This is a genomic window from Acinetobacter sp. WCHAc060006 (genome assembly GCF_004209135.1).
In the GTDB taxonomy this organism is placed as follows: domain Bacteria; phylum Pseudomonadota; class Gammaproteobacteria; order Pseudomonadales; family Moraxellaceae; genus Acinetobacter; species Acinetobacter cumulans.
On the sequence record NZ_SGSS01000010.1, the window covers coordinates 82,878 to 97,393 of the forward strand.

The window sequence follows — 14,516 nt, forward strand, 5'->3', positions numbered from 1 at the left end:
AACATACATGACATGCTAATAGGAGTTTGTCATGTCTGAGCAAAAGAAACCTTGGGAACAGAATTGGAATCAACCAACTGCAAATAATTCTGACTCTACCAATAAAAAGCCTTGGGAACAAAACTGGAGCGAAGAAAAGACAGACCGACCTAAAGATAAAGGTTTTCTTGGTCAAGCAAAAGATCATGCAGTTTCCTTTCTTGGCAAGGGTACGGTAGCCGTAGGTGAGGTAGCAGTCGGTCTAAGTGACATGATGTCCGATGGTGCTACAGGTAAAATACTTTCCGAAAAACTTGGTTACGACCCAAAAGCTGCCAAAAATGTAATGACAGGTTGGCAGTCTGAGCAATACCAACAACAATTAAAAGATTCTGCAAATATTGGCAATCGAAAAATTGAGGAAGGTGACGACTTCGCAACAAAGGTTGGTAAAAAATTCGACAATGCTGTTGATATAACAAAAAATGCCATCAACAACCCATCACTTATCACAAATACTGTTGCTGAATCTCTCCCTTCAATGCTGCTGGGTGGTGTATTAGGTCGTGCTTCTGGTATAGCCAATCCAGTTGTAGCTGGTGCTGTTGGTGAAGGTGCAGTTATGGCAGGTAGCCAAGCTGAACAAATTCGCCAAGAAACCGTAGATGGACGCTTAACCGCAGATCAATCTTTAGCAGGTGCGGCTACTGGTGCCCTTGGTGGCTTGTTTGGCTATGCTGGTGGTCGTCTTGCTCAGAAAATGGGCTTATCAGATGTTGATACAGCCATGCAAACAGGGCGCTTAACCACGCAACAAGTGGGTGAGGAAATCGCTAAGACACCGATGAGTGCAATTCCAACTGCTGTGATCAAAGGTGCAATTTCAGAAGGCTTTTTAGAAGAATTACCTCAATCCGTTTCAGAGCAAATTTTACAGAACTTGGCATTAGATAAGCCTTGGCATGATGGTGTTGAAAATGCAGCAGTCATGGGTACTTTGGCTGGTATGGCAATGGGTGGTACAGTCAGTGGTGCGGGTAAAACTGGTGATTGGTGGAATAGTCGATCTGACACAGGGTCACAAGATAGCCAACAACAATCAGGTTCACCTAATTTACCATCGGCACCTCCACAATTAGGTTCAAACCCAAATAGTGCATTGACCGGTGAATATATCCCACGTGAAAATGTGCCACAGGGGGCTAATCAAGGTCGCACAGCTTTTGTTTATGATCAACCATCAATGGAAGCTGATAATCTATTAAACAACAACTACAAAAGTGATGCTGATTTCGATACATCTGGTAATTTTGACCCATCAAATAACCCAGACAGCCCATTATCCCCAAGTGGTGGAAACTATTTTGAGGATCATTCAACACAGCCACAGTTACCATCAGAACGTTTAGGTATTAATCCAGATGATGGACCTATGTCAGCCGCAGCAGCCTTGGCCGTGGATAGTGGTGCAACTACTTCAATGCTCAATGCACCTGCTGTAACTGATACAGCACAAGATGATGTTAATAACAATGCACCGTTAAGCAGTGCAGCAGGTCTACTCAATGCGCCAAACGAAAATAACTCAACCATTACGGGAACCAATGCAAACAGTAATGCAACTTACAGCACAGGCAACAGTGTAGATGGAAGCAATGAGAGCAGTTTACGAAATGATACCAACACGCCATTGGATATGCTGTTGGGATCTAGCAGCGAAACCCAAGCAGAAGCTGGTACAGGCACAGATATGGCAACGCAGAAAGTGGCAGAACCCATACTTGGTGCAGACGGTAAAAATAAATGGTTTGGTAGCCAAGAAAAAGCACAAGCGTTCTTAGATAAGAAAAATCTAGGTAATGATTATCAGGTAGCTCAGGATGGTAAGCGTTTTGAGATTCAGCCAAAATCTCAAGTTGCTCAAAATCAAAATGATAATTTGAATAATCAAAATAGTATTTTAAACACTAAAAATACTATTTCTAACACTGAAAATAATATTGACAAAATTCAAAAAATTTCAGCACTAGAACAACAGCTTGCGAATGAAAAAAGCGTGATTAAAAAGGTGCGCTTGCGCAAGCAGATTACTGAACTTCAAAATGGATTAGATCAAAACCAAGTCAGTGCAAATTTAGATGAACCACGAAAGGCAACCGCTGAGAACCTGAGTGGCGAATTTAAAAGAATGGAACAAGCGACTGCACGTGTGAATGCAGTACGTCAACGTATTCGTGAAGCCAATCCTGAAATCTTCACCGCTGAAAATGATCGTGTCCGTGAAACGCATGGCCTGACCAATGCGCGTGTGACTTCTATTGCCGACGAAATTGAAACATCGGGCAATTATGAATTATCTGATCGTGAATACGAGAAGATCAAAAACAATCCGAATTACAAGATTGACTATGATGCGCGTAACTTCATGGGCAAGGTTACAGCTGTTAAAGATCCACATAGCGGTGAATGGGTAGGTAATAACGAACAGACTGACCTGAACGATGCAGCAGTTCCGGTGCAAGACGATGCGCACTTCCAAAGCAAGTTGGATCAACTTGATAAACAACGCGCACAGTTTGAAGCAGCCGGTGATTATGATAATGCTGAAAAACTCTATAACGAGATGCAAGTCGTGTCACGTGAATGGCAAATATCAGACACTAAAACAACGGAAACAAAGCAAAAGTCAGAGTATGTAAAAACAGAAAGCGATAAAGCATGGTCTGATTTCTATAAAACAAACCGCAACATGATGGTCGACGATCTGTTTGAAGGAGGACACAAAGACAAAAGTGCTTTAGAAAATTCACCTAAAGAAATACAAACACGTTCTGCACATGGCATGGCAAAGAGTTCACCTGCTAGTGCTGTTGCTGACCTGAAAAAACTATTAACCAATGGTATTGATCCTAATCGCGGTGAAGGTCGCTTATATACAGCTCCATTAAATAATGTCTTTGAAAATGATGAAGATCGTCGCGCTGCATCAATGTCAGGAACATCGAGTGGTTCGTCCTATGCTGATGGTGCATTTACCTTAGTTGCTAAGGAAGGTATTGGTGATATTTATTCAATTGACGATGTTGATGCAGTCATGGTCAATTCATCAGTGCCAAAAGCTGTAGTAGATGGTTTGCGTAAAGACTTTCCTGGAATGAAAATTGGTTATGCCAATGAGTTACAGGGCTTGTTATCAGGAAGTAAACAATCAAACAATTCACAATCCAAAGTCGCGGATATTGAATCACAGCATCCGGTAAACAAGTGGCAAGAGGAAATGAACAAGGCTTTAGAAAAGGCCGATCCTGAGCATCCACTTTTTAAAAAACTACAAGCTAGTGCTAAGAACGGATTACGCTCTGTTTCTGATCGTGCTGTGGCATTACGCCAGGCGCGTGAGATCGAGAAGAAAGCGGAAGCACCAAAAACCGAACAACCGAAAGTCAAAGTATCTGAAAACAAATTTGTGACCGATGAACGTCGTGCTGAATTAGAAAAACGCATTAAAGCCAAATTATCACAGCTTAACAGTGGTGTTGATCCTGAACTGATTGTGCTTGGTACCGAACTTGCGCTGTACCATATTGAACGCGGTGTGCGTACCTTTGCTGCTTATGCAAAAGCTATGACGGAAAGTTTGGGTGATAGTTCAAAACCATTCCTAAAGTCTTGGTATATGGGTGTGAAGTTCGACCCACGTGCATCCGGTTTTGATGGCATGAGCTCATCGGCAGAAGTCGAAAACTTTGATGTTGATGGTACCCTCACAAATGAAGGTACCATGACAGGAAAAACAGAAACGGTTGTTACACCTGCAGGTCGTGAATTTGAGGTGCGCCACAAAGTCGTTGAAGCAAGCGACTTAATCACATCAAATCTGGACAGCGGTGCAATTAATGCAGAATACCCACAAGCCTTACAACCACGTGACCGCACCACTTTAAAATCCGTTACCCAGGTCAATGACATTGCCAACAAACTTAACCCTAAATTATTGGGTGATAGTGCAAGCTCTACCAATGGTGCGCCTATCGTATCGCCTGGTAATGAAGTTGAAAGCGGTAATGGTCGTACCCTGGCGATTCGCAAAGCCTACCAAATAGGCAAAGCAGACGCATACAAAGCATGGTTAGCTGAACAGGGCTATGATGTGGCCAACATGCAGCAACCGGTATTGGTCCGTGAACGTATCACGCCAATGAATATGGCCGAGCGTGTAGCCTATACCACAGAATCCAATGAGCGTGAAACACTGGATATGAGTCCAAGTGAACAAGCTATGTCGGATGCGCCAAAGGTGATGGATATTTTGCACCTGGTACAAGGGGGCAGCTTTAACAACACAGCCAATCGTGATTTTGTGAATGCCTTTTTAACTGGTGTAGCATCTAAAAACGAGCGCGGTACCATGCTCGATAAAGATGGGGTATCACTCACTCAGGACGGATACCGCCGTATTGAATCAGCCTTGCTTGCAGCTGCTTTTAATGATGCTCAAATTATTAGTCAGGTGATTGAATCTAAAGACAGCGATATTAAGGCGATTGGTAATGCCTTGATTGAAGCGGCACCACAATGGGCACAAGTCCGTAAAGGTGTGCAAGATGGCATTTTGGTTGAAGGCGTGAACGTCGAAGCCAATTTGGTTGAAGCGGTCCATCTGGTACGTAAGGCACGTCAGCAAAACTTATCTTTATCTGAAATGTTGAATCAGGACGATATATTTGACGGCAGCATTGACCAGGTTACGAAAGACTTTATTAGTATTTTTTATAGTGGTGATAAACTCAACAAAGCACGAAGCAGCCAGAAAGTTGCAGACGCATTAAAGTCGTATGCGCAATTGGCTATGACTGCAAAAGCATCTCCAAATCTTTTCGGTGATGCGCCTTTAAGCAATGAACAAATTTTAGGACAAGTACATGAAAAACTCAGACAAAGTGAAGCCGAAAAGCAGCAAGACTTCTTCTCTAGCCCGCAACCTAATGAACCAGACACTGGCACAGTTGGCGGTGGACGATCAGGACGAGGAGCTATTGCAGGAAGTGAAACAGCGCAAGAACAATCAGAGCCTACAAAAGCCTTAAAGAAGACAGCTCCAACATCTGAAAAAGAAACGATTCAAGATTTTGGTGAAAAAATTGGTGGTGCTCGTAAAGATACTTCAGTGAAGACTGGCCCCAAAACCTCTGGCACTACTACAAAGGACAATCGTCCAACTTGGGCCAAGCGATTTGAGATTACTGAAATTGCTGCCTCAAGTAATCCAAATGAAGTTGGTAAATGGATTATCACGGATACAAGAAAAAAGGATTGGAAGGGGAATGCCAAGCAACTAGGCAAACAATTTTTTGATTCCCAAAAAGATGCTGAACTTGCACTACCAATTCTAGCTGTAGCTCAAAAGCATCGTGTGTGGGCTGCTGGAAAAGATAGCTTTTCTATCTATCGTGAAATTAGTGATCGGAAGCGCGTTAAAGTTGTCGAACAAGAATTTCAAACACGTGAAGATGCTATGAAATATATGGCAATCCATGCGATTGGAATTCTAGAAACCAATACAACTTTTGGGGAAATTGATCTTCCTCGACCTGAAAATACGGTAAGAAAAGGACGAGATCGCCGTAAAGGTGATGCTAAAGATACCGATTTTATTCGTGTGTTTGGTTTCCGTGGTGTTGAATTTGGGAACTGGAATAATCAGGCAGAACGTCAAGAGCTATTAAATGATGCCTTTGATGGTCTCATGGACTTGGCTGAGATTTTAAATATCCCACCTGCAGCAATTAGCCTAAATGGGGAACTCGCTTTAGCGTTTGGCGCCAGAGGGCAAGGATTAAGTGGTGCAAAGGCGCACTATGAACCCGAACGTGCTGTAATTAACTTGACCAAATTGAATGGCGCGGGTTCATTAGCTCATGAATGGTGGCATGCACTAGATCACTATTTTGGTCGACAAGATGGCAAAGCTCCATCTGAATGGGTAACGAATGCGGATGGCAGTCGATCATTAAAGATTGCAAAACACTTTGAAGATATGAGCGTCACTTCTGGATTCTCTTATAAATCAAATGTTCGTGAAGATGTGCAAGAAGCCTATAAACAATTGGTACAGACAATTTTTAGAAAATCTGAAAACTATATTGATGATACTGTTAAGGTTGAAAGCTTCGTTAGTTCTGCGAGAAACAACTTAAAAGATCAATTAGATAAGTTACGTGCTGATCTTAATCGTGAGCTTGATCCAAAATATTACAAGCGCTTTAACAAAGCTGCCTCAGCTGAACAGCTGGCTGAGTTTGATACGGTTGCTGAGTTATTGCTTACAGGTACAGCACTTACTACGGAAATACGTCACAACAATAATAAGAATAGTCGAAATATATTTAGTGGTGCACGTTGGTCTAATGATGCCCTAGATAAATTGAGTGTGATTTATAAATCTGTTCGTGGTAGATCAGGGTTTAATGCTGAACAAAAGGGTGTATTAGACCGATTACGTCAATACATGAATACCTATGCCCAACGCCTCAAACTATTGGCAGAAGCTCAAAATGGTACAGAGAAAGCGAAAATGATACCAACGGATTTTGCTATGAACGCAAAAGAGTTAGATCAGGGACGCGGTACAGATTATTGGATTACTACTCCTGAAATGACAGCACGTGCATTCCAAGGGTATGTAGAAGATAAAATTTCAGAAAATAGTGGCTACAGTCCGTTTCTGAATTTTGGCCCTGAGAGTGCTGCGATTTTTACCCCATGGGGTTTTAAGCGACCATTTCCTACTGGTGCAGAACGTAAAGCGATAAATGCAAAGTTTTCTGATTTGGTTGATACACTAAAAACAGAAGAAACAGAAACAGGGATTAAACTTTATAGTCGTGACAAATTAAAACCTGATAACGAGCGTAGAGGTGCTTCACCATTAGACACGACCTTTACTCCCTTATCAGTTGTCAGTGCTACTCGACGAGTCCTTTCTGTTCTTCAACATCTCAAAATGTCCGCTACACAAGATGCGTCTTCTAGGGGGCGTATCAATGTCAGTCTTAATAATAGGATCAGGGTCAACAAAGTCGGGAATGTGAATTCCAATGGGTTTAGTGTTCAGGTTATTTCTAGTTTTAGCGATCTTCCGAAAGTCATACAAAATGATGCAACCTACAAAGATGAAAATGGCAAAACCCAAAATTACGATGTAAGCGGTGTTTGGCATGATGGCACGCTCTATGTGGTTGCTGATCAGGTTTATGGGGATAGCAATAAACAGCTTACTACATTTGATGCTTATGAGGAATTATTAACCCATGAAATTGTTGGGCATTTTGGTGTTCAAAAGCTATTTGGAAATGAGTATAAGACCAAATTTCAACAACTATTTAATGCTCTGGGTAAGCTTGAGGGTATTCGTAAAATAGCAAAAGATAATGGCGTGGATATGCAGCAATTTGAAAGTGCATATATTGAACCATACACTCAAGGTGTTAAAGATGAAATTTATACCGAATCAGATGTTCAGCAAGCTTTGGTTTCTGAGCTATTTGCTTTTGTTGCACAAAATGCCAAGTCACGTCCTTTTGTACGTCAAAAGCTAAAGGAAGTGCTTGGTTATATCCGCCAATGGTTTCGTGATCGTGGCTTTGATAAATTTCTTTCACGTTACAATGATGCCGATTTGATGATGTTTTTGTCAGAAGCTCGTAAGGCTGTAGTTGATCGAAGCTATTTTGGTAAATATAAAAATCAAGAATTTTCATCTAAGAACAATTCTGATACTCCACTTTATAGCCGTCGCACTAAAAGTAATTCAGGTTCTACAACTCAACAAGTACGAGACGTGTTGATTGATCGTTTTGGTAAAGAGACCATTGATGAGCTTGAACGACAAGGTAAGCTTGAGATTATTCAGGATTATCAGGTTGAAGGTGTTGAGGGCTTCTATTACAACGGTAAAGCCGTACTCGTTGCATCGAATCTGACTGCTGAAAGCACAGTGCCAACATTCTTACATGAGTTGGGTGGTCATGCTGGTTTTCAAAATATGATGAACCAGAAACAATATAATGAATTGATGAATCAATTTAATAAATTAGTTGAGCAGGGTAATCCTGTTGCTTTAGCTGCAAAGATGCTTGCAGAACGTGAACAAGGCTCTGAACGTCAGCAGCTTGAATATTTACCATATTTATTAACCCTTTCATCTACTATGCAACAACGTAATGTGATTCAACGGAATGCACTGCAAAAGTTGATTAACAATATTGTTTCGTATGTAAAAGCATGGGTATTTGATAATTTTGGTATCAATCTTAATTTGAATCCTGATGATATGCTTGCATTATCAGAGCGTATGATTGGGCAAATTAAACATCAATCATCATTGGATTTAATTCGTCAAAAATATCATGGTACAAATCAATGGATGACAGCACCAAACGGTGCAAAGACACATCTTTCAGAACAACAATGGTTACAAGTCCGCACACCAGAATTTAAGAAATGGTTTGGTGATTGGGAAAATGATGCAGCAAATGCTTCACAGGTATTGGATGAAAATGGGGAGCCTAAGGTTGTTTATCATGGTACTGCCACCGAGTTTAATGAATTTAAGCAGGGTCATGGCTTATTGGGGGGTGGTATTTACTTAACTGATAGTTTTGATACAGCAGATGTATACGCCAATATCCGTGGGGAAAATGGCTTTGTACTTCCATTATTTGTAAACATTCGGAATGCGTTCAAAACTACAGGTAATGTTTCACGTGATGAATTTGTAGAAGCGACAACTTCTGGGAAATATCAGGGAATTGTTCATCAGTTTGAAAATAAAGAATATATTGTTGCGTTAGAACCTAATCAAGTAAAAATGGCTGAGGGGAATACAGGTACATTTAATAGTGAAAGTTCAGATATTAGATTTAGTCGTAGTTCTAACTATGATGATATTACCAATCGTATTGTTAATGGTTTTAAGAGCTTGCCTAAAACAGGCGACTGGATTAATAACAGGGGAGTAGATTGGTTGAAATTCGGCTTACAAGCTTTAAGTCGCCGACATTTAACTGAGATTTATGGAAAATTATTACCACCACTAAATAAATATAATGAACTTGCAGCTCAGATGGATGCTGATAAGAATGATATTGCTGCTGAAGCGGATAATATTGTACGTGAGTGGTCTAAATTAAAGGATGAAGAAGCTTTAGCAAATGTAATGCATGATGCAACTTTAGCTCAAATTGACCCTGCTAAACCATACCAACAGGGCGATAATAAAGTTAAATATCAACAATTACTCCATGCGTATAATAATTTATCCCCTGAAGCTCAAGCAATGTATAAAAAGGCTCGAAATGCCTATAGTGGGCATTATGCTAAAGTTCGTGAAGCGATTAGAGAACGCATTTTGCGATCAGCTTTAAGCAGCCAGAAAAAAGCAGATTTATTGCAGAAAATAGAGGGTTCTTTTGGTCAAATTAAAGGTGTTTATTTTCCTTTAGCTCGTTTTGGTAAATACGTGGTGGTACTGCGTAACCAAAATGGTGAGGCTGAGGTTGTTAGTCGTGCTGAAACTAAAAATGAAGCTGAATCGGTTCGTGCAGAGTTAATAAAAAAATATCCACAATATAAGGCTGATGACGTAAAAAAAGATGCGGAGTTCAATGCAAGTCGTGACAGCGTTGGTCGTGGATTCATGTCTGATCTTTTTGATGAGGTGGGAAATTTGGGTTTGGATGCAAAATCACAAGCTGATTTTGAAGACACTCTAAGTCAATTATATCTATCATCTATGCCTGATTTATCCTGGGCAAAACATGGGATTCACCGTAAGGGTACAGCAGGCTTTAGCAATGATGCACGTCGGGCATTTGCACAACATATGTTTAGTGGTGCAAATTATTTAGGGAAGTTGCGTTATGGCGATCAATTGGCTCAACAACTTGATGAAATGAAAAAGTATTCTGAAGATCAATTTAAAAAAGGTGTTGGCTATGACCAGAATTCTGCTAATGATGTTATTGATGAAATGGAGAAACGTCATGAAAATTTAATGAATCCTAAAGGGTCTCCAATATCAAGTTTTCTCACAAGTGTTGGTTTCATGTATTACATGGGTTTATCACCTGCAGCTGCCATCGTCAACTTATCTCAAACAGCATTGGTTGCTTACCCGATTATGGGGGCTAAATGGGGATTTGATAAAGCTGGAAAGGAATTACTTAAAGCATCACAAGACTTTGGAATTGGTTTAAAAAATGGGTATAAAACGCCAGACTTTTCAAGCCTAAAGGGTTTTAAAAATAGTGTCGGTGATATCTATAACCCAAATATTGCATCAATGTTAAAAGGTGATGAACTAGTTGCGTATGAAGAAGCTGTAAAGCGTGGTGTGATTGATGTTACGCAGGCTCATGATTTAGCAGGTATTGCTCAAGGTGAAGATAGTAAAGTGATGTGGTATTTCCGACCTGCTATGCGTTTGGCAAGTGGCATGTTCCATCATGCGGAGCGATTTAACCGTGAGGTTACTTTTATTGCAGCCTATCGTCTAGCACGTCAGCATGTTAATACTAATGGTTCAAAGGCAACACACAGTGAAGCTTTTGAACAAGCAATGGATGCGGTATATAGAGGGCATTTTGATTACTCAGCAGGGAACCGAGCACGTTTTATGCAAGGTCCTGTTGCTAAAGTTCTTTTACTGTTTAAACAATATGCTCAGAATATGATTTATACCTTGGTACGCAATGCCCATCAGTCAATATATGCGCTCGACCCCAAGGAGCAAAAAGAGGCTCGTCGTGCTTTGGCTGGTATTTTGGGTATGACGACTTTGGCAGCTGGTGCAATTGGATTACCAATTACAGGAATGCTTTTCACTGCCTCTATTTTAATCGCAAAGAAAAGTAAACTCGGTTCTGCTGCATTTTTTGCGGCTTGGGCTGTGGCGTTCTTTGGTGCTGCGGATGGCGACGAGGAAGACCCTTATGAGTTGGAAATTGTAATCCGAAACTGGTTGGCAGATATTCATCCTAAGTTTGCTGATTTGGTATTTGGTGGTGTACCTCGCGTATTCAGCCCAGTGGATTTATCAGGTCGAGTCGGTCTAAACAACTTAATTATTCCTGACGTACAGGAAGGACTTGAAGGTGCAGATTGGGCAACTGCAATGCAATCTGCATTACTTGGACCAGTCGTAGGTATTAGCACAAGTACAGTAAAAGGCTTGCAACAAATTCAAGAAGGTGATTACGGTCGTGGTATAGAGACCATGCTGCCGATTTTTCTTAAAAATGCGATGAAGTCTTACCGTTATGCTGATGAGGGGGTGTTAACCAAAAATAAGGATGTGATTCATGATAAGGATGTCACAGGGGTTGAGTTATTTTCTCAAGCCATTGGTTTTTCACCGGCATCGGTAAGAACCTCATACGAGGGGCGGTCTGCGATTTTCCAATATAGAACTAAGCTGGAAGATCATCGACGTGAGTTGATGCGCAAGTGGGTGGTGGCTCGACAAGAAGATGATAGTGATGGCATGAATAAAGTATGGACTGAAATTTTGGAATTTAATGCAAAAACTGCCGAGAAAAATCCAAAGATGCGAATTAGTCGCATGAACCTTATGCAAAGCTATAAAGCTACTGAGCGTAAAGCAAAAGAAACTGGTGATGGAGGTGTATACCTTACTAAACGGCAGAAAGGTGCTGAGGAGCAAGGTGGGTTTGCGTTTAATCGTTAAAGGGAAAAGCCACCTTGCGGTGGCTATTTTATAAAAAAATGATAACTATAAAAAATGGATAATGAAAGGTTTGCATAAAGCATATACAATAAATAAGGTATTTACTTTTGCTAATGGAAGTATTTGTATTTACGAAACGGAGAATAGTATGCATATTGAAGCTGAAGATTTCACAGTAGAAGATGCTCTTGGTGTGGTTTTAGTGCGAGGGGTAAGAATTCCATCTCGCCGAATTACCCAAGTAATAGCACCTGCTGGGGAAGATCAAGCTAAAATTGGTGTTGTTTACTTAGAATCGAAACCGCATTTCATAAATTCAAGAAGAATATCAGGTAGTGCGGCACGTTTATTAAGATCATCAAGTCCTGTAACAGAAATAGGGGTCGAAGCTCTTCGTACTTTCGCTTTTGATATTGAAAATGTGAATGAAGCATTTGATAAGGCAATGAAAAAGCATGTCGGAACAATTGCGTGACCCGAATTTAAGCTGGGTTTATCAAGAACTAACAAAAGATGATAATGGTAATTTCAATTTAGTAAATAACATTGCCTATATATTGTATAAGCAAAGGAAAATTGAATTTTATCAATCTCATAATGGACATCCCACAATAGAGCAGTTAAGAACTTTTCAAGAATCCTACATGCTTGCTGGGGTAATTAAGGGATTAAGGGATGAGTCTGCCTCAATTGTTCAGGATATATTAAAAGCTAGTTTGGCTAACAAAGTGAGAGAGGTAGAGATACGTCTAACTACCACTTTAGAAGCAGAAATGAAAACAGAGCTAGCTACACTTAAAACTGAGTTAAGTGGTAATCATACCCAATTAAAAACATTGTTAGAGACTGCAACTCAAATCCGTGGATCAAATCATTCTAGTTTAATTGGTAAACTTGATGGTTTGTCATCACGCGGCTGGAAATGGTGGTGTGCTGAAATTGGAAAAGGAGCTCTAATCACAATTGCTAGCACAATTTTATTGTGGTTGATATTTGTTGCAGTAACCTCCGGGAAGGAAAAACAAGCTAAATTTCAAGATAATCATTTGCCTGAGAAGCCAGAAAGAAAAACAACAAAGCCACCGTAAGGTGGCTTTTCTTTTATTTGCCGTTTTCTTTATTCACCATACCAGTAATCCTAGTCAAGCCAAATGCTGTCACTCGCATGTGTAAAAATACACGCTCTTGACCATCATTTTGATTTTTGATTACTGGTGATGCTTTATTGGTAAAAACACCATTCAACACATACTGTGCATGTGGTTGTAATTTCTTTTCAGCATCTCGATAACACCATTTTTTTTGAAGTAAAAGATTAATGAGATCCTTTTCTTTTATTCCAATTGTTTTGGCACATTCACGGATACAGTAGGTATGTACTGTTTCAGCAATGGTATCGAGTGCTTGCGCTTTGGGCTCAAGTTTTTCAACTTTTTGGGTTAGCTCGATATTTTGTTTTGCCTGAGTTTCAATTGCTTGTAGTAGGTGATAAGGATTTGAAATATCAAATACTGGTTGAGCAACCTGAGCCTCAAGTTCTTGCCAACGATCTACCAAGCGAGCTGTAAATTCAGGGCATAATTGAGCAACTACAATAATACTGTCACGCTTACCTTGTTCACCTGTGAACTTATAAACAATAGTGTTTTGTTTTCGACCAATTGAATTTAGAAAAGACGTTTCCTCAAATTGAGGAAGCGTTATAACTCGTTGATCTACTAAATTTTTGATTGTACGCTTAACATTGTCATGGCGTTTTTCAACAAGCTCAGCAATTTCCAAACTTGTCATCATTTGAATTTGTACAGGAACAATTGCATTCATGCTACCAACTCCTCTGCAAAAAACTTTACCAAATCTGGTGAGCGTTCTTTGAAGTTATCAAATTCTTCAACACAAATATCTCGAAAGTTATTTGCTATTGATGAAGCTAAATGTGCCAAAGTTTTGATTGTTGGGGATAGTTCTGACTTTTCAGCAATTACAGTTGTTAATGCTGAAATTTCATCAAAACGATTATTTGCGATACGCACAAATTCAAGCAAACTCCGTAATTGTTGCTCACTGACTTGAACTTGCTTGTCTTGGGTGAATTGAGTTATATTGTTCATAGGTATTCATCCTTAGTGATGGCAACTGAACCTTGTGCGATGTGGTAGTTGAACAAGGTTTTTTTGTGCCTGTTGATTTCATGCTTTCGCACTCTTTCTATTTTCAATTAATAATTTAACTGCCTCATTCAATAGAAATACCATTGAGCGTTTTTCTGAATTAGCAATAACCTTAAGTTCTTTGTGAAGTTCTTCTTCTAAGCGAGCTTTCACATAAACAAATTCATTCTCCACTATCTTCTCCTAGCCCCCATTATGGGGTGTTGATTTATAGTACCCATTTTGGGGTTATTGGTCAAGACCCATTTTGGGGGTAATATTCGTTTTATTTGGGTTAATTTTTCATGAGTGAAGATCAAAACAGTGTTGTGACGCTCAAAGTTCGAGTATCACCTGAATTTAGAGAGAAAATTGTAAATACAGCAAAAGCAAATAATCGTTCTATGAATCAAGAAATTGTTGCTCGTTTAGAAAAGAGCTTTGAAAACAATATTCCTTCAACATTAGTTTCTGAATACATGCAGGCTGTTGAAGAAAAAAATGATATGATTAAAAAACAATTAGAAATCTCTAATCTTCTTGTACTTAAACTAGCTGAAAAGCTACCTGATGACGATCCATCGAAAAGCAGAATGTTAGAATTAATTAATCAATTGAATTAAAAAAAGCCGACTTGATGT

At 39.9% G+C, this 14,516-nt stretch carries 7 protein-coding genes; 4 read left to right on the forward strand and 3 right to left on the reverse strand.

Translation table 11 applies throughout. The features are described 5' to 3' along the window. The first annotated feature begins 31 nt into the window (after window positions 1-31). From EXE29_RS08030 to EXE29_RS08040, 3 genes are all read left to right on the forward strand, one after another. A complete protein-coding gene (locus tag EXE29_RS08030) occupies window positions 32-11,725 on the forward strand; it encodes a PLxRFG domain-containing protein (RefSeq protein ID WP_165382486.1) in 11,694 nt (3,897 codons plus the stop codon). Between the two features lie 61 nt (window positions 11,726-11,786). Continuing rightward, on the forward strand, window positions 11,787-12,200 hold the full coding sequence (locus tag EXE29_RS08035; RefSeq protein ID WP_120364435.1) for a hypothetical protein: 414 nt from the start codon (window positions 11,787-11,789) through the stop codon (window positions 12,198-12,200). Further along, window positions 12,181-12,813, forward strand: a complete 633-nt coding sequence (locus EXE29_RS08040; protein ID WP_120364436.1) for a hypothetical protein — start codon at window positions 12,181-12,183, stop codon at window positions 12,811-12,813. Before EXE29_RS08035 ends, EXE29_RS08040 begins: the two co-directional genes overlap by 20 nt. A 13-nt stretch (window positions 12,814-12,826) precedes the next feature. Here EXE29_RS08040 and EXE29_RS08045 read toward each other — a convergent pair whose 3' ends face one another. The 3 genes from EXE29_RS08045 to EXE29_RS17480 form a co-directional block, all read right to left on the reverse strand. Next, window positions 12,827-13,549, reverse strand: a complete 723-nt coding sequence (locus EXE29_RS08045; RefSeq protein WP_120364437.1) for a phage antirepressor KilAC domain-containing protein — start codon at window positions 13,547-13,549, stop codon at window positions 12,827-12,829. After that, window positions 13,546-13,836: a hypothetical protein gene (locus tag EXE29_RS08050; protein ID WP_120364438.1), complete on the reverse strand. Its 291-nt coding sequence runs from the start codon at window positions 13,834-13,836 to the stop codon at window positions 13,546-13,548. Before EXE29_RS08050 ends, EXE29_RS08045 begins: the two co-directional genes overlap by 4 nt. Before the next feature lie 78 nt (window positions 13,837-13,914). Further along, entirely contained in the window at window positions 13,915-14,070 is a 156-nt protein-coding gene (locus EXE29_RS17480; protein WP_165382487.1) for a hypothetical protein, read from the reverse strand. Between the two features lie 110 nt (window positions 14,071-14,180). Between EXE29_RS17480 and EXE29_RS08055 the strand changes: the two genes are divergently transcribed. Continuing rightward, window positions 14,181-14,498, forward strand: coding sequence for an Arc family DNA-binding protein (locus EXE29_RS08055; protein WP_065992606.1), 318 nt, complete (start codon window positions 14,181-14,183; stop codon window positions 14,496-14,498). Window positions 14,499-14,516 lie beyond the last annotated feature (18 nt).